The 17,194-nt window shown below is 61.6% G+C and carries 19 protein-coding genes, 1 pseudogene and 1 riboswitch; of the genes and pseudogenes, 12 read left to right on the forward strand and 8 right to left on the reverse strand.

Translation table 11 applies throughout. The annotated features are described in order from the left end of the window. The first annotated feature begins 87 nt into the window (after window positions 1-87). From APT89_RS14260 to puuE, 3 genes and pseudogenes are all read left to right on the forward strand, one after another. Window positions 88-804, forward strand: a complete 717-nt coding sequence (locus APT89_RS14260; RefSeq protein ID WP_045630054.1) for a GntR family transcriptional regulator — start codon at window positions 88-90, stop codon at window positions 802-804. Continuing rightward, window positions 804-1,671 (forward strand): annotated as a pseudogene (locus APT89_RS14265) (aspartate/glutamate racemase family protein); the annotation flags it as partial. The gene APT89_RS14260 and the pseudogene APT89_RS14265, both read left to right, overlap by 1 nt. After that, the gene (gene puuE, locus APT89_RS14270; RefSeq protein ID WP_370529578.1) at window positions 1,592-2,491 is read left to right on the forward strand and encodes an allantoinase PuuE; all 900 of its coding nucleotides are present in this window, start codon (window positions 1,592-1,594) and stop codon (window positions 2,489-2,491) included. The pseudogene APT89_RS14265 and the gene puuE, both read left to right, overlap by 80 nt. 48 nt (window positions 2,492-2,539) lie before the next feature. On the opposite strand, the gene hpxZ is transcribed toward puuE, so the two are convergent. The 4 genes from hpxZ to hpxW are packed head-to-tail and all read right to left on the reverse strand — an operon-like array spanning window position 2,540 to window position 6,099. Beyond that, window positions 2,540-2,926, reverse strand: a complete 387-nt coding sequence (hpxZ, locus tag APT89_RS14275; protein WP_060572763.1) for an oxalurate catabolism protein HpxZ — start codon at window positions 2,924-2,926, stop codon at window positions 2,540-2,542. Beyond that, complete coding sequence (locus APT89_RS14280; RefSeq protein ID WP_060572765.1) at window positions 2,923-4,320, reverse strand: AtzE family amidohydrolase; 1,398 nt, start codon at window positions 4,318-4,320, stop codon at window positions 2,923-2,925. The genes hpxZ and APT89_RS14280 overlap by 4 nt, the downstream gene beginning before the upstream one ends. After that, window positions 4,317-4,505 carry an oxalurate catabolism protein HpxX gene (gene hpxX / locus APT89_RS14285; RefSeq protein ID WP_028012637.1) on the reverse strand — a complete coding sequence of 63 codons (189 nt, stop codon included), beginning with the start codon at window positions 4,503-4,505 and terminating at the stop codon, window positions 4,317-4,319. Before hpxX ends, APT89_RS14280 begins: the two co-directional genes overlap by 4 nt. Window positions 4,506-4,515: 10 nt before the next feature. Continuing rightward, window positions 4,516-6,099, reverse strand: a complete 1,584-nt coding sequence (hpxW, locus tag APT89_RS14290) for an oxamate amidohydrolase (protein WP_060572767.1) — start codon at window positions 6,097-6,099, stop codon at window positions 4,516-4,518. 143 nt (window positions 6,100-6,242) lie between these two features. On the opposite strand from hpxW, the gene hpxU reads away from it, so the two are divergent. The 7 genes from hpxU (at window position 6,243) to hpxK (ending at window position 12,614) form a co-directional block, all read left to right on the forward strand. Then, complete coding sequence (hpxU, locus tag APT89_RS14295) at window positions 6,243-7,082, forward strand: MurR/RpiR family transcriptional regulator HpxU (protein WP_045261682.1); 840 nt, start codon at window positions 6,243-6,245, stop codon at window positions 7,080-7,082. A gap of 191 nt (window positions 7,083-7,273) precedes the next feature. Continuing rightward, window positions 7,274-8,056 (forward strand): transporter substrate-binding domain-containing protein, encoded by a 783-nt coding sequence (locus APT89_RS14300; RefSeq protein WP_060572769.1) that lies wholly within the window; start codon window positions 7,274-7,276, stop codon window positions 8,054-8,056. Between the two features lie 4 nt (window positions 8,057-8,060). Next, window positions 8,061-8,726, forward strand: a complete 666-nt coding sequence (locus APT89_RS14305; protein ID WP_041912033.1) for an amino acid ABC transporter permease — start codon at window positions 8,061-8,063, stop codon at window positions 8,724-8,726. Then, window positions 8,726-9,382 carry an amino acid ABC transporter permease gene (locus tag APT89_RS14310; RefSeq protein ID WP_014883296.1) on the forward strand — a complete coding sequence of 219 codons (657 nt, stop codon included), beginning with the start codon at window positions 8,726-8,728 and terminating at the stop codon, window positions 9,380-9,382. Before APT89_RS14305 ends, APT89_RS14310 begins: the two co-directional genes overlap by 1 nt. Then, window positions 9,363-10,100, forward strand: coding sequence for an amino acid ABC transporter ATP-binding protein (locus tag APT89_RS14315; RefSeq protein ID WP_060572772.1), 738 nt, complete (start codon window positions 9,363-9,365; stop codon window positions 10,098-10,100). Before APT89_RS14310 ends, APT89_RS14315 begins: the two co-directional genes overlap by 20 nt. A gap of 13 nt (window positions 10,101-10,113) precedes the next feature. Beyond that, on the forward strand, window positions 10,114-11,355 hold the full coding sequence (locus APT89_RS14320) for a pyridoxal-phosphate-dependent aminotransferase family protein (RefSeq protein WP_060572774.1): 1,242 nt from the start codon (window positions 10,114-10,116) through the stop codon (window positions 11,353-11,355). Continuing rightward, window positions 11,352-12,614, forward strand: a complete 1,263-nt coding sequence (gene hpxK / locus APT89_RS14325; RefSeq protein ID WP_060572775.1) for an allantoate amidohydrolase — start codon at window positions 11,352-11,354, stop codon at window positions 12,612-12,614. The genes APT89_RS14320 and hpxK overlap by 4 nt, the downstream gene beginning before the upstream one ends. Here the strand turns inward: hpxK and APT89_RS14330 are convergent. Then, window positions 12,580-13,581 carry a magnesium transporter gene (locus APT89_RS14330; protein WP_060572777.1) on the reverse strand — a complete coding sequence of 334 codons (1,002 nt, stop codon included), beginning with the start codon at window positions 13,579-13,581 and terminating at the stop codon, window positions 12,580-12,582. The genes hpxK and APT89_RS14330 overlap by 35 nt on opposite strands. A gap of 60 nt (window positions 13,582-13,641) precedes the next feature. Next, a riboswitch (M-box (ykoK) riboswitch) is annotated at window positions 13,642-13,811 on the reverse strand. Between the two features lie 155 nt (window positions 13,812-13,966). Between APT89_RS14330 and APT89_RS14335 the strand changes: the two genes are divergently transcribed. After that, window positions 13,967-14,470, forward strand: a complete 504-nt coding sequence (locus APT89_RS14335; RefSeq protein WP_041910556.1) for a DedA family protein — start codon at window positions 13,967-13,969, stop codon at window positions 14,468-14,470. A 1-nt stretch (window position 14,471) separates the two neighbouring features. On the opposite strand, the gene APT89_RS14340 is transcribed toward APT89_RS14335, so the two are convergent. Further along, the gene (locus tag APT89_RS14340) at window positions 14,472-15,221 is read right to left on the reverse strand and encodes an SDR family oxidoreductase (RefSeq protein ID WP_060572780.1); all 750 of its coding nucleotides are present in this window, start codon (window positions 15,219-15,221) and stop codon (window positions 14,472-14,474) included. A 100-nt stretch (window positions 15,222-15,321) separates the two neighbouring features. On the opposite strand from APT89_RS14340, the gene APT89_RS14345 reads away from it, so the two are divergent. Next, the gene (locus APT89_RS14345; protein WP_023335206.1) at window positions 15,322-15,681 is read left to right on the forward strand and encodes a winged helix-turn-helix transcriptional regulator; all 360 of its coding nucleotides are present in this window, start codon (window positions 15,322-15,324) and stop codon (window positions 15,679-15,681) included. Between the two features lies 1 nt (window position 15,682). On the opposite strand, the gene APT89_RS14350 is transcribed toward APT89_RS14345, so the two are convergent. Then, entirely contained in the window at window positions 15,683-16,477 is a 795-nt protein-coding gene (locus APT89_RS14350) for an SDR family NAD(P)-dependent oxidoreductase (RefSeq protein ID WP_028012646.1), read from the reverse strand. 125 nt (window positions 16,478-16,602) lie between these two features. Then, entirely contained in the window at window positions 16,603-17,046 is a 444-nt protein-coding gene (locus APT89_RS14355) for a winged helix-turn-helix transcriptional regulator (RefSeq protein WP_028012647.1), read from the reverse strand. Window positions 17,047-17,194 lie beyond the last annotated feature (148 nt).

Genomic DNA, 17,194 nt, shown 5'->3' on the forward strand with positions numbered 1-17,194 from the left:
ATTCAGGCCAAAATAATAAAACTTGTATGCAATATTTTATTTTTATGTATACGATTCGATAACGGAAAGTAAAATTCGGAGTGGTGAATGAACAACATAAACGCCCTGCAGACCGCGCCAGACCTGCATGACAAAGACGAAACCATCTTCCAGGCGCTGATGACCGCGATTGTGGAACATCAGCTGCTGCCGGGGAGCAAATTGCCGGAAGAGGCGCTGGCTGAGGTGTTTGGCGTGAGCCGCACGGGCATCCGCAAGGTGCTTCAACGACTCGCCGCTGTGCAAATGGTCACCCTGACGCCCAAACGTGGTGCACACGTCGCCAGCCCGACGGTGGAAGAGGCGCGGCACATCTTCCGCACCCGCGCGCTGCTGGAGGTCGCTAACCTGCCGGATGTGCTGGCGCACTGTCAGCCGCCGCACCTTGCCGCGCTGGAGGCCATTATTCGTCAGGAGCAGCAGGCGCACGAGGCGTACGACGGCCCGGCGGCAATCCGACATTCCGCCAGTTTCCACATACAACTGCAGGCCATCTCCGGCAACCAGGTGCTGACGGAGATGGTGACAAGCCTGAGCCAGCGCTCCTCGCTGGTGATTGCCACCTGGGGCGCGCCGTGGCGTCAGGGCTGTCGCTGCAACGACCACGAACAGCTTGTGGATCTGCTGCGCCAGAAGGCGCTGCAGCCGCTAAGCGATGCCCTCATGCACCATTTTGAACACATCGTTGCCAGCCTCTGCTTCGAGCGGGCGGGCGAGTGCCTGCCTGATTTTGCCCGGCTGTTTGCCGGCCACAAGGAGTCGTAATGTCTGTCTGTATACAAGTGATCAACCCCAACACCAGCCTCGCGATGACGGAAACCATCGGCGCGGCGGCCCGCGCGGTGGCGGCATCGGGAACGGAGATCCTCGCGGTCTGTCCGGGCGCGGGCGTGCCGTCTATAGAAGGCCACTTTGATGAGGCCATCGCCGCCGTTGGTGTCCTGGAACAGATCAAAAAAGGCAGGGAGCAGGGCGTGGACGGTCACGTGATTGCCTGCTTTGGCGATCCGGGACTGCTGGCGGCGCGAGAGCTGGCGCAGGGGCCGGTAGTCGGCATTGCTGAAGCCGCCATGCATATGGCGACGCTGGTCGCTACGCGCTTTTCGGTGGTCACCACGCTGCCGCGCACGCTGATTATTGCCCGCCATCTGTTGCACCAGTATGGCTTTCAGGACCACTGCGCAGCGCTGCACGCCATCGACCTTCCGGTGCTGGCGCTGGAAGACGGCAGCGGTCTGGCGCAGGAGAAGGTGCGCGCGCGCTGTATACAGGCGCTGAAAGAGGATGGCTGCGGCGCCATCGTGCTGGGCTGCGGCGGCATGGCGACCCTTGCGCAGGAGCTGACCCGCGAGCTGCGCGTGCCGGTGATCGACGGCGTCAGCGCGGCGGTGAAGATGGTGGAATCGCTGGTGGCGCTGGGGCTCACGACCAGCAAGCATGGGGATCTGGCCTTCCCGGAGAACAAACCGTTAAGCGGGCATTTTCAGGCATTGAATCCATTTTAACTTTTGGGGGTGGTATGGAGCTTTTCGAACAGGATTATCCGCGGGATCTGCGCGGCTACGCGGGCAACCCGCCGCACGCGCGGTGGCCGAATCAGGCACGCATCGCCGTGCAGTTTGTGCTCAATTACGAAGAGGGGGCGGAAAACCACGTTCTGCACGGCGATGCCGGATCCGAGCAGTTCCTGTCAGACATCATCGGCGCGGCCAGCTACCCGGACAAACACATGTCGATGGACTCCCTCTACGAATACGGCAGCCGCGCCGGGTTCTGGCGGATCCACAATGAATTTCAAAAGCGCGGCCTGCCGCTGACGGTCTTCGGCGTGGCGATGGCGCTGGCGCGTCACCCGGAGATTGTGGAGGCGATCAAGGCCGCGGATTACGACGTGGTCAGCCACGGCTGGCGCTGGATCCACTACCAGAACATGGACATCAGCCAGGAGCGCGACCACCTGCATAAGGCGGTGCAGGTTCTTACCGACCTGTTCGGCAAGCCGCCAACCGGCTGGTACACCGGGCGCGACAGCCCCAACACCCGCCAGCTGGTGGTGGAGCACGGCGGCTTCGACTACGACAGCGACTACTACGGCGATGATTTGCCCTTTTGGACGGAAGTGACCTGCGGCGACGGCACCCAAAAGCCGCACCTGATCGTGCCCTATACGCTGGATGCGAACGACATGCGCTTCGCGACCGCGCAGGGGTTTAACACCGCCGAGCAGTTCTATACGTACCTGAAGGACAGCTTTGACGTGCTGTACGAGGAGGGGGAGAGCGCGCCAAAGATGATGTCCATCGGCATGCACTGCCGCCTGCTGGGAAGGCCGGGGCGTTTTCGCGCGCTGCAACGGTTTCTGGATTACGTGCAGCAGCACGATCGGGTGTGGGTCTGTACCCGCCAGCAGATTGCCGACCACTGGCGGGAAGTGCATCCGTTTCAGAAGTAATTGTGCGATGTTTTGCCGGGTGGGGGCTGCGCCTTACCCGGCCTACGGCTACGACATCAAACTCACCTGCGCCGCAACAATGCGCCACCCGTAGGCAAACCTTACCCACGTCTGCTGCTGGCGGCCAATCCGCTCCGTACCTTCACGGGTAAACTCGGTGCTGCACACGGCATAATCCTCCCCGAAGGTGGTAATCACGGTGTGGCGCAGCGTCCGCTGAAGCCCGGCAGACGGGCGCGCCGCCCTAAAGGCGCGGATTTCATCGATCCCGTACAGGTTTTCACCCGCCCCCAGACGCACCGTGTTTTTGTCGTGCCAGAACAGCTCGTCCAGCACGGCAATGTTGTTACTCACCAGCGCGTCTTCATAGCGATAAAACGTGGCGGTCACCTCGGCAACCACCCACGGCAGGTTAATGTCATCGTGATTGATCATGCTGCAACCTCCGCCGGGCGGGCATCGGTGATGCCGCTCTCTTCCAGCACGCGCGCGACGCGCAGGCAGGCCTGCTCGTTAAACGGCGCGGCAATCAGCTGCAGGCCAATCGGCGCGCCATGTGCGGTGCGCAGCGGAACGGTGGTCACGGGCAGGCCCAAAAATGAAATTGGCTGGGTCAGCATCCCCATGCTGGCGCGGATGGGGAGCGACTGACCGTTAATCTCCATGGTTTGCTCGCCGATCCGCGTGGCGCTGCGCGGCGTCGCGGGGGCGATCAGCACGTCGGCCAGGGCAAACAGTGCGTGAAACGCCTGGCGCGCCTGCGCGCGGAACCGCTGGGCCTGAATATACCAGGCGGAGGGGATCATCGCGCCTGCCAGCAGTCGCTCCCGGGAGTGCGGCTCAAAGCGCTCGGGCTCGCGGCGAAGCGCGGGCAGGTACTGATTTCCCCCTTCGGAGGCGCTGATGATAAACGCCGCGGAGCGCGCCAGCTCGGCGTCCGGAAACTGCAGCTCATCCTGCACGTCGAGCGCCTTCGCCACCCGCGCCACGGCGTCTCTGGCCTGTGCGTCGCACCAGGTGGTGAAGTAGCCGCCGAGCACCGCGCAGCGCAGGCCGTCAAGCCCGCGGTCTAGCAGGGGGCGCGTCTGCTCGCGCGAGCTCTCTGCCTGAAAACGGTCGCTGCTGTCCCGGCCCTGCAGCGCGTCGTACACGGACGCCAGGTCGCACACGCGGCGGGCGAAGGGGCCGATATGATCCAGGCTCGCGACAAACGGATGGCTGCCGGATCGTGACAGGCGGCCAAAGGTGGGCTTGAGGCCATAGATGCCGCACAGGGAGGCCGGAACGCGAATCGACCCGTTGGTGTCGGTGCCGAGCGAAAAGTGCACCAGCCCGGCGGCTACGGCGGCGGCTGAACCGCCAGAGGACCCGCCCGCAATGCGCGTCAGGTCGTGCGGGTTACGCGTCGCGCCGTAGTGGCTGTTCTCGGTGGTAAAGCCGTAGGCGTAGGCGTCCATATTCACCATCCCGGACAGCAGCCCGCCCGCGCTGCGCAGCTGGCGCACGGCGAAGCTGTCAGCGGCCGCAGCGGGACGCTGGCTGAACAGCTCGGCGCCCGCGAGGGTGGTGTGTCCGGCAACGTCGAACAGGTTTTTCACCGCGTAGGGCACGCCCGCCAGCGGCGGCAGGGGGCGCTTCTCGCGGCGCAGGGTGTCGATGTTCTCGGCCTCGGCGAGCATGCGTGCTTCCGTCACGGTGGTCCAGGCATTGATCTGCGGATTAACGCACCCAATCGCCTCCAGCGTCTGGCGGGCAATCTCATGGGCGCTCAGCTCGCCCGCGCTCAGCGCCTGTTGAATGTCGCTGATACTCATCTCGTGTAGCGTCATGCTTTATACACTCCTGCGATCTCCAGACGGTCGTCTAGCGGCAGCGCCATCAGCGGGGCGGCCATGCTGGCAATGCGGCTGAACTGCAACTGCAGCTCGGCGCGGCGGGCATCGTCCAGCGTCACGCCGAGTACGGACTCCATTTGCGCAAGATACGCCTGCCAGTCGGGTTGTTGTGTCGTCATTGTTTTCTCCTCAGTATCCGGCGGCCGCGCCGTTGCTGCGCGGGTCAAACGCCCCTTCAAACAGCCCGTTGGGGTGCCGGACAATCGCGCCCGCGTGGCCCATCGCTTCACTGAAGTCAGGGAATATTTCTACCTCATGTCCGAGTACCTGAAGCCGTGAGACCGTCTCAGCGCTAAAGCGTCCTTCCAGCTTTAACGTGTCTGAGGTTTGTCCCCAGGTGCGCCCCAGCAGCCAGCGCGGGCGGGAAATGCTTTCCTGCAAGGGCACGCCCTGAACCACGTAGCGGGTAAAGTGCGCGGCCTGGGTTTGCGGCTGTCCGTCACCGCCCATCGATCCGTAGACCATTACGCGCCCGTCCTTAAGACGCGCCGCCGCCGGGTTCAGGGTATGGAAAGGCTGTTTGCCCGGTGCGAGGGCCAGAAGATGAGCGGGGTCGAGGCTGAACGACGCCCCCCGGTTCTGCCAGACGATGCCGGTATCGGGCAGCACCACGCCGCTGCCGAACTCGTGATAAATACTCTGGATAAACGACACGGCAAGCCCGCTGTTATCCATCACCCCCATCCACACGGTATCGCCAGGCCCTTTTCCTGTTCCCCACGGCGCGGCGTGGCCGTCGTCAACCCTGTCGGCAAGCGCCTGCAGGGCGGCGGGATCCAGCAGTTCCTGAATCTCGGTTTTCAGCTCACGCGGGTCGGTAATGTGGGCATCGCGCAGGCCAAAGGCCAGCTTGGTGGCTTCAACGATGCGGTGAATGGTGTCCGCGTCGTCGGCCTCCGCCATATTCAGGCGGTCGGTGATGCCGAGTATCGCCAGCGAGACCAGCCCCTGCGTCGGCGGGGCGTGGTTAAAGATCTCCCCCTGCTGATGCTGCAGCTTCAGCGGCGCGGTGCGCCGGGCAACGTGCGCGTTAAGATCGGCCAGCGTCACGGGCATGCCCAGCGTCTCCATACCGTGCGCCAGCACGTCCGCCAGCGGGCCGCGATAGAAGCTGTCCAGACCGTCCTCTACGAGGCGCGTCAGGGTTGAGGCCATGGCGGGCTGGTAAAAACGGCTCCCGACCTGCGGCGGCTTACCGTTCACCAGCCACGTTTCCGCGAAGCCGGGGATGGCCTTAAGCTCGTCGAATTTACTGGCCGTGGCATGGGCCTGTGAGGCCGTGACCGGGGTGCCGTTTTGCGCATAGTCAATGGCGTCGGCCAGCAGGCGGGCCAGCGGCAGCGACTTGCCGGTCATCTCGCGGGAGACCTTCAGCGCCTCGTCCCAGCCGCTCACCGTGCCGGCGACGGTCAGCGCCGCCTGCGGTCCGCGATGAGGAATGTGCTTGTGCCCGTTGTAGGCGGCAAACGTCGCGCGCGATCCCGCCGCGCCGCTGGCATCAATGGCGATCGGGTCGCCTTCTGGCGGCACGATAAGCCAGAAGCCATCGCCGCCCAGCCCGTTCATGTGGGGGTAAACCACGGCGATGGTGGCCGCCGCCGCGACCATCGCTTCAATCGCGCTGCCGCCTTCGCGCAACACCGCCAGCGCGCTCTGGCTGGCAAGATGGTGGGGCGCAACGGCCATGCCGTGCGTGGAGACGTTGCTTTGCATGAGAAGTCCTCGTAACACTGAAAGTCACAAGGCGCTGCAAAAGCTGTTCCAGTTCTGAAAGAAAAGTTTCAGTAAGCTGGCACGTATAATGAATACGTATAAAGAAAGGTATAATGTGATGAAACAAAAGTTACAGAGGCGCTATGGAACAACTGGATGAACGTCTGAAAGCACAATACCCGTCGCTGTCGCCGCAGGAGCAACGGGTGGCAGACTTTATATTCGACCATTTTGACGACCTGATCAGCTACAACAGCGCCGAGCTGGCGCAGCTGAGCGGGGTGTCGAAAGCCACGGTCAGCCGCCTGTTCAAGCGTCTGGGCTATGAGAAATATAAGGATATGCGCGACGAGCTGCGCACCTTGCGCCAGAGCGGGATGCCGCTCACCGATAACCGCGACGCGGTGCAGGGCAACACGCTGCTGGCGCGCCACTACAAGCAGGAGATGGCGAACCTGACCCAGTGGGTCAATGCCCTTGACGCGCAGCAGTTTGCCGACGCCATGGCCTGCATGGTCAAGGCGCGGCGCATTGTGATTATCGGCATGCGTAACGCCTATCCGGCGGCGCTCCACCTGCGCCAGCAGCTGCTGCAGGCGCGCGGTCAGGTGCTGGTCCTGCCGCAGCCGGGGCAGAGCCTGAGCGAGGAGCTGGTGGACTTAACGCCGGACGATCTGGTGGTGATGATGGCTTTCCGCCGCCGCCCGCGCATCATTCGTCCGCTGATGCAGCAGCTTCAGAGTAGCGGCATTCCGGTGCTGCTGATGTGCGAGCCGCAGGCCCACAGCCTGTTTCCGCTGGCGAGCTGGCAGCTCTGCGCCCCGCTGGACAGCGTCTCCGCCTATGACAGTTATTCCTCGGTCAACAGCCTGATCAACCTGCTGGCGAACGCCTTCCTGCATGACATTCTCGATAAAGGCCGCCCGCGCATTCACGAGATTGCCTCCCTCTACCAGCAGCTGGACGAACTCGAACAACGATAATGGGGCATCAGGCTGGTGCTTTGCATTGAAATGGTGCAATTGAACGGGGCGAAAATAGAGATTATTTTCGCCCCGTCCGCGTTTTATCAGGCTTTAAGAGAAAATTCCCCGCTTCGCCTTACCTGGCACATTAGTTGCAAAATCACATTCAAAGAATCTTTTGTTTCATGTTAACGTTACGGGGAAGCACCATGAAAAAACTGTTTATTGCACTGGCCGGGGCCGCCTGTCTCTTCACTCAGCTGCCGGCAAAGGCTGACCAGCTTCAGGATATCGAGAAGCGCGGCACCATTCGCATTGCCGTTCCGCAGGATTTCCCGCCGTTTGGCTCGGTGGGGACCGATCTGCAGCCGCAGGGCTACGACATAGACATGGCGCGCTATCTGGCGAAACGGATGAAGCTCAAGCTGCAGCTGGTGCCGGTGACCAGCGCCAACCGCGTGCCGTACCTGCAAACCGATAAGGTGGACCTGGTCATTTCCAGCCTCGGTAAAAACCCGGAGCGCGAGAAGGTGATCGACTTCAGCCGCGCCTACGCACCGTTCTTCCTCGGCGTGTTTGGCCCGAAAGGCGCCGAGCTGAAGGACGCCGCCGCGCTGAGCGGAAAAACCATCGGCGTGACGCGCGGGGCGGTGGAGGATATGGTGCTGACCGGCCTGGCACCGAAAGACGCCAACGTGAAACGCTACGAAGACAACAACACCACGCTTTCGGCCTATCTCTCCGGCCAGGTGCAGTACGTGGCGACCGGCAACCTCGTGGTGGCGGCCATTTCGCGCCAGAACGCGGATAAAGCCCCGGTGCCGAGCTTTATGCTGAAAGACTCACCGTGCTTTATCGGCCTGAAGAAGAACGAACCGGCCCTGAAGGCGAAAGTGGATGCGCTGATTGAGCAGGGCATCAAGGACGGCACGCTGAACGGCCTGTCCGAGCAATGGCTGAAGGCCCCGCTGCCGGCAAACCTTGGCGCCTGAGCCGATGACGGAGCAACTTGATTTTTCAGCCCTCTGGCCGCACTGGCCGGAGCTGCTGGCGGGATTGTGGGTCACCATTCAGCTGACGGTAATGGCAACCGTCGGCGGGCTGGCAATCGGGATTTTCGGCGCGGCGATCCGCAGCGGACGCACCACCTGGTACAGCCGGATCTGGGGCGGCTACGTGGAGATCATCCGCAACACGCCGTTTGTGGTGCAGCTGTTTTTCATCGTCTTCGGCCTGCCGAATCTTGGCCTGAAGATGACGGCGGGGGAGGCGGCGCTGCTGGCAATGGTGGTGAACCTGGGCGCGTACAGCACCGAAATTATCCGCGCGGGCATTCAGGTCACGCCGAAAGGACAGTGGGAGGCCGGGCGCGTGCTGGGGCTGACCCGTCTGCAGACGTTTATTCGCGTGGTGCTGCCGCCCGCGCTGCAGCGCATTTATCCGGCGCTGGTGAGCCAGTGCATCATCGTGATGCTCGGCTCGTCGGTGGTGTCGCAGGTCTCCTATGAAGAGCTGACCTTCGCCGCTAACCTGATCCAGTCCAGAACGTTTTTGAGCTTTGAGGTCTATCTGGTGACAACCGGGATTTACTTAGCGCTGTCGATTACCCTGCGCCAGCTGATGATGGCGGCAGGACGCAAATGGCTGGGGGTGCAGGCATGATGACCACCTTTACCGACTGGGACATTATTCGCAACCTGCTGCTGGCCGGACGCTGGACGGTACTGCTGTCGCTGGTGGCGTTTGTCGGCGGGGCGGTGGTAACGCTGCCGCTCCTGCTGCTGCGCCTGACGGGCGGTCGCACGGTGAAGCGCATTATCCGCGGCTATATCGAGCTGTTTCAGGGCACGCCGCTGCTGATGCAGCTGTTCCTGGCCTTCTTCGGCGTGGCGCTGTTCGGCATCGACGTTTCGCCGTGGACCGCCGCCTCGCTGGCGTTAACCTTCTACACCAGCGCATTTCTGCTCGATATCTGGTACGGCAGCATTCGCGCCCTGCCGAAGGGGCAGTGGGAAGCCTCGCGCTGCCTGGGCCTGACCTTCGGCCAGACCCTGTTTCGCGTGGTCGCTCCGCAGGCGCTGCGCATCGGCATCGCCCCGACGGTGGGCTTTGCGGTGCAGGTGATCAAAGGTACCGCGCTGGCATCGATTATCGGCTTCATCGAGCTGACCAAGGCTGGCACCATGCTGACCAACGTGACCTATCAGCCGTTTAAGGTCTTTGCGCTAGTGGCGCTGGGCTACTTTATTCTGTGTTATCCGCTGTCGCGCTACAGCCGCTATCTGGAGACCAAATTCAATGCCTCTCATCACCATTAATCAGGTGCAGAAGTACTACGGCGATAACCACGTGCTCAAGGGCGTCGATCTGGATATCGATATGGGCCAGGTGATCTCCATTATCGGGCGCAGCGGATCGGGCAAAAGCACGCTGCTGCGCTGCATCAACGGCCTGGAAGGGTATCAGGACGGGAGCATCAAGCTGGGCGGCATGACCATTACCGACCGGGATTCTCAGGCGCGCGAAATCAGCCGCTCGGTCGGGATGGTGTTTCAGAGCTTCAACCTGTTCCCGCACATGACGGCGCTGGAAAACGTGATGCTCGCCCCGCGTCGGGTGCTGAAGAAAAGCGCCGCCGAATGCCACGAACTGGCCCAGCGCATGCTGGAGAAAGTGGGGCTTGGCGATCGTCTGGATTACTACCCGTCGAGCCTCTCCGGCGGCCAGCAGCAGCGCGTGGCTATTGCCCGCGCGCTGGCGATGTCGCCGAAAGTTTTACTCTGCGACGAGATCACCTCCGCGCTCGACCCGGAGCTGGTGGGCGAAGTGCTCAAGGTGCTGGAGCAGTTGGCGGCCGAGGGGATGACCCTGATTCTCGTGACCCATGAAATGAATTTTGCCCGCGAAGTGGGCGACCGCGTGGTGTTTATGCACCAGGGGAAAGTCTGGGAGCAGGGCGACAGCAAAACGCTGTTCGCCAACCCGCAGACCACGGAACTGAAGCAGTTCATCTCCTCCGTGCGCGGCCTCAACTGATAAGGACTTAACAATGGATATCGCACACTTTCCGCAAATCAACCCGCCCCAGCGCCTGCTGATGGGGCCGGGGCCGATCAACGCCGACCCGCGCGTGCTGCGCGCCATGTCGAGCCAGCTGATCGGCCAGTACGATCCGGCCATGACCCACTACATGAACGAGGTGATGGCGCTCTATCGCGGTGTGTTTCGCACCGAGAACCGCTGGACGATGCTGGTGGACGGCACCTCCCGGGCGGGGATTGAAGCCATTCTGGTCTCCGCCATCCGCCCCGGAGATAAAGTGCTGGTGCCGGTCTTTGGCCGCTTTGGACACCTGCTGTGCGAAATTGCCCGCCGCTGCCGCGCGGAGGTGCACACCATCGAGGTGCCGTGGGGCGAGGTGTTCACCCCGGAACAGGTGGAGGATGCGATTAAGCGTATTCGTCCGCGCCTGCTGCTGACCGTGCAGGGCGACACCTCCACCACCATGCTGCAGCCGCTCGCGGAGCTCGGCGCCATCTGCCGCCGCTACGACGTGCTGTTTTACACCGATGCCACCGCGTCGCTCGGCGGCAACGCGCTGGAGACCGACGCCTGGGGGCTGGACGGCGTCTCAGCCGGGATGCAGAAGTGCCTCGGCGGCCCGTCGGGCACGTCGCCGATCACCCTGAGCGCGCGCATGGAGGAGGCGATCCGCCGCCGCAAATGCGTTGAGGAGGGCATTCGCACCGACGCCCACCGAGACGGCGATGAGGAGATGATCTACTCCAACTATTTCGATCTCGGCATGGTGATGGACTACTGGGGGCCGGAGCGCCTCAACCACCACACCGAAGCGACCACCGCGCTGTTTGGCGCCCGCGAGTGCGCGCGTCTAATCCTGCAGGAAGGGCTGGATAACGGCATCGCCCGCCACAGGCTGCACGGCGATGCGCTGCTGAAGGGCATTCAGGCGATGGGGCTGGAGACCTTTGGCGATCTGAAGCACAAGATGAACAACGTGCTGGGCGTGGTCATCCCGCAGGGCATCAACGGCGACCAGGTGCGTAAGCTGATGCTGGAGGATTTCGGGATTGAGATCGGCACCTCGTTTGGCCCGCTGCACGGCAAGGTGTGGCGCATCGGCACCATGGGCTATAACGCGCGCAAGGACTGCGTGATGACCACCCTGAGCGCGCTGGAGTCGGTGCTGAACTACCTGAAATTCACCACCACGCAGGGTGCGGCGATGCAGGCCGCGTGGGACCACTATCGCCGCGAGACGCCGCAATGAGTACGGCGGCAGAACGGGTGATGGCGCGCGCCGACGCGCTGGCCGCCATCAGCGAAACCCCGGATGCGCTGACCAGGGTCTATCTCTCGGTGCAGCATCAGCAGGCCAACCAGCTGGTGGGGCAGTGGATGAGCCAGGCGGGCATGACCGTCTGGCAGGACAGCGTGGGCAACATCTGTGGACGCTATGAGGGGGCGCAGGAAGGGGCGCAGGCGGTGCTGCTTGGATCGCATCTGGATACCGTGCGCAACGCGGGACGCTACGACGGCATGCTCGGGGTGCTCACGGCCATTGAAGTGGTGGACAGCCTGCATCAGCAGGGAATGCATCTGGCGCAGGCCATCGAGATTGTCGGCTTTTGCGATGAAGAGGGCACCCGCTTCGGCATTACGCTGTTAGGCAGCCGGGGGCTGACGGGCACCTGGCCGCAGGGCTGGCTGGAAAAAACTGACGCCAGCGGCATCAGCGTGGCGCAGGCGATGACACAGGCGGGGCTCGATCCTGCCCGCGTGTCGCATGCCGCAAGGCGTCAGGAAGATTTCAGCGCCTATCTCGAGCTGCATATTGAGCAGGGGCCGTGCCTTGAGCAGGAGGCGCTCGCGCTTGGCGTGGTGGAAGCCATTAACGGCGCCCGTCGCCTGAACTGTCGCTTCACCGGCGAGGCCGGACATGCGGGAACCGTGCCGATGCTCCACCGCAGAGACGCGCTGGCCGCCGCCGCCGAGTGGATGGTTATCATTGAAAACGCTACCCGACAGCAGGGCGGCAACCTGGTGGCGACGGTCGGGGAATTGCGCTGTCTGCCGGGAGCGGTGAACGTGATCCCCGGTGAGGTTCAGCTCTCGCTCGATATTCGCGGCCCGCAGGATGCACCGCTGGACAGGTTGCTCAACGACCTGCTGGAACATGCCCGGGCGATCGCATCGCGCCGCGGGCTGGCATTTAGCGCCGAGGAGTTTTACCGCATTGCCGCCACGCCGTGCGATCTGCACCTGCAGAACGTGCTGGGGGAGGCCGTAAAATCGGTACAGGGACGCTCGCTGTCGCTGCCCAGCGGCGCGGGCCACGATGCGATTGCCATCGCGGAACGCTGGCCGGTGGGCATGCTATTCGTGCGCTGCAGGGGCGGAGTCAGCCACCACCCGGCGGAATCGGTGATGGCTGAGGATGTTGCGCTGGCGATTGAGGCGTTTTCGCGTGCGGTGATTCAGCTGGCGGATCGCGTTACTCCAGCCCCAGCGTATACTGCGCGATCTTAAAGTAGATAATCAGCCCGGTACCGTCGATAAGCGTCGCGATAAACGGCGCGGAGACGACCGCCGGGTCAATACCGCAGCGCTTGAGCACCATCGGGATCACTGACGACACAATCGCGCTCCAGAGCGTAATGCATACCAGCGTCAGGCTGACGATAAGCGTAATTTCCAGCCCGATACCCATCATCCAGGCGCGGATGCACCCGGCAATACCGAGCGTCACGGCAATCATCAGCGAGGTGGTCATCTCTTTGCGCAGCACGCGGCCTACGTCGCGCAGATGCACTTCACCCAGCGCCATGGCGCGCACCAGCGTGGAGGTGATCTGCGTTCCGCTGTTGCCACCCGTGCCGATCAGCAGCGGAATAAAGAACGCCAGCGCGATGGCAGACTCCAGCGCCTCTTCGAAGTGCTGGATCACCGAGCTGGTGTAGGCTTCCGCGACAAACAGTAGCAGCAGCCAGACGGAGCGTTTCTTCCACAGGCTGAAGGCGCTGGTTTCCAGATAGGGCTTCTCCAGCGGCAGCGTCGCCCCCTGAAGCTGGGCGTCTTCGGTAACGTCATCTTCCAGCAGATGGGCGATTTCGCGCTCGGTCAGGCAGCCGACGAGCTTGCCGTGGGTCACCACCGGCACGACGTCCGCGTCGCCGTGGGCCAGAAGTCTGGCGACATCGGCTCGTTCATCTTCCGGTTTGACCTGCAAAAACTGCGAAATCATCAGGCTTTTAATTGGCTGCACGGTATCCGTGACCTGCAATAATTTGCGTACCGCAACCATGCCCGCCAGGCGTCCATGGTCTTCAATAAAAATATGCGACGGAATATCATCGTCTTTTAATTTTTCGAAGAATTGCTCGCGCGCCAGCGCCACGCATAATGAAACGTCGAGGACAATAAAATCGGTATTCATATATTGCGCGACCGCGCTGTCATTGAATGCCAGGTTGTGGTTGTGAATAGCGTAAGACATAGTGAATTCCCTTTGAATAATAAAATCTCTCAGGGGCGAGCAAGACAGGGCATGTCGGAAAGGAGATCCCCACGTCCTGGGTTCAGCACTGTACACCGTATCCCGCAAGGGAAGTTATACTGACAAAGCCTTGATTCGACAGTGCCTGTTTTACCCTGTGCCGGTTCTCTCGAACCCACCAGAGCGATAACGTGTATTTGTACAGGAGCCTCGCCATAACGAGATCGTTGTAAAGCGTGAGGAATAATACGCCTGTTTAAATTTATCGCTCAGGAAATTAAATAATGTTTAAGGAAGGTTTAGGTAAATCTTATTAATAAAATGTTGAGGGTTTATTTAAGGTTATTCCTTTTAAATGGAGGATTAATTAACGGGGGGAAGGAAAATGGCGTGGTTTGATAATCTGCTGAATCATTTTGCGCTTTATCCGGCACATCTGTTCGCGCTGTTATTCGTAATGGCGCTGAGCAAGTCCACGGTGCTAATCTCCTCCGTGCTGCCGCCCGCCTCGGTGATGCTGCTGGCGGGCATCGGCGTCAGCCAGGGGAGCATGCACCCGGCGCTGGCGTGGCTCGCCGTGGTGCTGGGGGCAACGGCGGGTTCGGTGCTGAACTACCATATCGGCCAGTTGATGGGGCACACCCGGCTGGTCGCGCGCTTTACGGCGAAGCATGCCGCTACGTTTTTACGGGTTCAGCATCAGCTGCAAAAAAACGGTGTCATCGTACTGTTTACGTCGCGCTTTCTGGCGGTGTTGCGTTATGTCGTGCCGCTGGCGGCGGGGATGCTCAGGCTGAACGCCGTCAAAGTTTACGCCGTCAGCCTGCTTTCCGCCTGTGCATGGGCGGCGCTGTATGTCGGCGCGGTCACCGGCATCAGCGCCTTTTGAGTTACAGACTCCCCATTCCGCCGTCCACCAGCAGCTCCGTTCCTACCGTGTAGCTCGACTCGTCGGACGCCAGATAGAGCGCGGCTTTTGCCAGCTCCGTCGTCGAGCCCATTCTGCCGAGCGGCACCAGCTTGATGATCTCCGCCATCATCGCGTTAAGCGTCTCTTCGCTTAAGCCCGTCTTCGTAAATGCCGGCGTTTCCACCGGACCGGGGCTCAACCCGTTGACGCGGATCCCGCGCGGCAGCAGCTCCGCCGACAGCGTACGCGCCAGCGACAGGAGGGCGGCCTTGCTCGCGGCATACACGCTGCTGGTGGGCAGGCCGATGCGTGCGCTCACGGAGCCGCAGAGGATCACCGACGACGGGTTATTCAGCAGCGGCAGCAGCGCCTGAATTAAAAAGAACGGTCCCTTCAGGTTGATGCCCATCAGGCGGTCCCACGCATCCTCCTGCCACGCTTCCAGCGGCGCGTGCGTCACGTCGCCAGCGTTGAGAAACACCGCGTCCAGGCGTGGCCAGCGAGCGGCGAGAGTTTCCGCCAGCGCTTTTTGCGACGCGATATAGCCTGCGTCGGTTGGGATCACCCAGGCCTTATCGCCCAAAATGCGCTCTGCTTCGGCGAGGGTGTCCGGGTTGCGTCCGGTCACGGCGACTCGCGCGCCTTCGGCGATAAACGCCTGCGCGGTGGCAAGACCAATGCCGCTGGTGCCGCCGGTAATCAGCGTATATTTATCGGTTAAACGACCCATGTTCTTCTCCTGAAATGTCACTGGAGAAAGCACTATAGAAACGTTAGTATCGAAAGGAAACCAGGTAACAAATGGATACTAACGAGGCAAGAGGTGTGCTATGGCAGAAATGCTGGAGGTGTGCTGCGAAAAAAAATCTGAGGCGTATACCTGCCCGATGACGCAGTTTGTCAACCTGATATCCGGTAAGTGGGCGATCCCCATTCTCTATCGCCTGATTGTGTTCAACACGCCCGTACGCTTTGGCGATCTGCTGCGTGCCGCTGCCCCCATCACGCAGAAAGAGCTGACGAAGCAGCTCCGCCTGTTTGAGCAGCGCGGGCTGGTGACGCGGACGGTCTACCCGGAAATCCCCCCGCGCGTGGAGTATCAAATTACCGAGCTGGGGTTAACCCTCCAGGATGCGCTCTCGCCGCTGGCCGCCTGGATGAGCGAGTACGGCGACCAGCTTGAGCGTTAGGCTACTGTTTCACGTAGCGCGGTGCCGGAACCCCGGTGCGCGCGCTGTTAAACAGCTCAAGGCGCGCCGCTTCGTAGCGATCCCACAGGGCGGCGTCATGCATCGGCGGAATAGTGATCTGTTCGCCCTGATCCAGACCCGCCAGTGAAGCATCGACCATATCATCGGTGGTCATCACCGACCCTTCCGGCAGATCGTTCACCGTAACCCCTGAATGGCTCCAGATCTCCGTCGCCGTCGCGGCGGGCAGCACGGCCTGAATGCGCACGCTGCTATCGGCAAATTCTTCCTGCAGTCCGCGGGTAAAGCTCAGTACCCAGGCTTTGGTGGCGCTGTACAACGCGCTGCCCGCACGGACATGGAGCGATAACACCGAGGCGATATTGATCAGCGTCCCGCGATTGTTCTGCGCCAGGCGGGGCAGGATGGCGTAGGTCAGACGCATCAGCGCCGTGGTGTTGAGGGTGTTGATGGCCTGATGCTGCGCCACATCGCCCGCGAGGAACGGGGCCATCTGCGCGGTGCCCGCGTTGTTTACCAGCGTATCGATGGCGGTATTGTGGCGCAGTTCATTTTCCACGGCGCGGATCCCGGCTTCATCGCTGAGATCGGCCACCAGTATAGCGACGGCCACGCCATAGCGCGCGCGCAGGTCGGCGGCGAGGGTTTTCAGGCGATCCTCGCGGCGGGCGACCAGGACCAGGTTAGCGCCGCGCGCGGCCAGGCGATCGGCATAGACGGCCCCGATCCCGGAAGAGGCGCCGGTAATTAAGGCGGTGGTGATTTGCGTAGTCATTGTGTGTTACCTCAAAGCAAAGTGGGTTATTTGGTTTCAATATGAAACTGAATTAACTCTCTGCTATTTGGTTTTATAATGCAACCATTTTGCCGGGCATTTTGTGCTTTTGCCGTTGGGAACGATCAGGAGGGGAGTTTAGCCACGATCTCTTCAGGCGTCAGCTCGCGCCCATCGTCGGCGATAAGCGCGAGTTTACGCAGGGGTTTGCGCTGTTCGCTATCGACGAGAACGGTGCCGCATTCGTTTTCCGCGAACAAAAATTCATTGCCCCACTGGGAGAGAGCAACCAGCACCGTCTGGAGCGCGCGTCCCTTGTCGGTCAGAACGTATTCCTGCCAGGCGCTGCCGTCGGAGGCGGGCTGAAGCCGGAGGATGCCTTCATCGACCAGCAGCTTCAGCCGCGAGGTGAGCATGTTTTTCGCGATACCGAGGCTTTTCTGAAACTCACCGAAGCGTTTAATCCCGCGCAGCGCGTCGCGAACGATCAGCAGCGACCACCAGTCGCCAATGATATCCAGCGAACGGGCGACGGGGCAGGTGCTCTCTTCGAGGCGGGTGCGTTTCACGGTCAGGTCTCCGGTGGGGTATGGTTTTATTATAAAACTAATTAGCGCCCACCGTAAGCACGTTAATCATCAGTTTGAGAAATGCTTCCCGAAAAAACTGTCACGAATCTGTCACACTCACTGGAATATTAAAAAAACGTGAGGAACG

The sequence above is a fragment of the Enterobacter sp. 50588862 genome, assembly GCF_001462935.1.
GTDB lineage: Bacteria > Pseudomonadota > Gammaproteobacteria > Enterobacterales > Enterobacteriaceae > Enterobacter > Enterobacter bugandensis.

Bases quoted from the DNA above. Each gene is read 5' to 3' on its own strand.
- hpxZ (WP_060572763.1), bottom strand. From the start codon at position 2,926: ATGATCAATCACGATGACATTAACCTGCCGTGGGTGGTTGCCGAGGTG.
- APT89_RS14300 (WP_060572769.1), top strand. From the start codon at position 7,274: ATGAAAAAACTGTTTATTGCACTGGCCGGGGCCGCCTGTCTCTTCACT.
- APT89_RS14310 (WP_014883296.1), top strand. From the start codon at position 8,726: ATGACCACCTTTACCGACTGGGACATTATTCGCAACCTGCTGCTGGCC.
- APT89_RS14260 (WP_045630054.1), top strand. From the start codon at position 88: ATGAACAACATAAACGCCCTGCAGACCGCGCCAGACCTGCATGACAAA.
- APT89_RS14315 (WP_060572772.1), top strand. From the start codon at position 9,363: ATGCCTCTCATCACCATTAATCAGGTGCAGAAGTACTACGGCGATAAC.
- APT89_RS14345 (WP_023335206.1), top strand. From the start codon at position 15,322: ATGGCAGAAATGCTGGAGGTGTGCTGCGAAAAAAAATCTGAGGCGTAT.
- APT89_RS14305 (WP_041912033.1), top strand. From the start codon at position 8,061: ATGACGGAGCAACTTGATTTTTCAGCCCTCTGGCCGCACTGGCCGGAG.
- APT89_RS14280 (WP_060572765.1), bottom strand. From the start codon at position 4,320: ATGACGCTACACGAGATGAGTATCAGCGACATTCAACAGGCGCTGAGC.
- hpxX (WP_028012637.1), bottom strand. From the start codon at position 4,505: ATGACGACACAACAACCCGACTGGCAGGCGTATCTTGCGCAAATGGAG.
- hpxU (WP_045261682.1), top strand. From the start codon at position 6,243: ATGGAACAACTGGATGAACGTCTGAAAGCACAATACCCGTCGCTGTCG.
- APT89_RS14320 (WP_060572774.1), top strand. From the start codon at position 10,114: ATGGATATCGCACACTTTCCGCAAATCAACCCGCCCCAGCGCCTGCTG.
- APT89_RS14350 (WP_028012646.1), bottom strand. From the start codon at position 16,477: ATGACTACGCAAATCACCACCGCCTTAATTACCGGCGCCTCTTCCGGG.
- hpxW (WP_060572767.1), bottom strand. From the start codon at position 6,099: ATGCAAAGCAACGTCTCCACGCACGGCATGGCCGTTGCGCCCCACCAT.
- hpxK (WP_060572775.1), top strand. From the start codon at position 11,352: ATGAGTACGGCGGCAGAACGGGTGATGGCGCGCGCCGACGCGCTGGCC.
- APT89_RS14340 (WP_060572780.1), bottom strand. From the start codon at position 15,221: ATGGGTCGTTTAACCGATAAATATACGCTGATTACCGGCGGCACCAGC.
- APT89_RS14330 (WP_060572777.1), bottom strand. From the start codon at position 13,581: ATGTCTTACGCTATTCACAACCACAACCTGGCATTCAATGACAGCGCG.
- APT89_RS14335 (WP_041910556.1), top strand. From the start codon at position 13,967: ATGGCGTGGTTTGATAATCTGCTGAATCATTTTGCGCTTTATCCGGCA.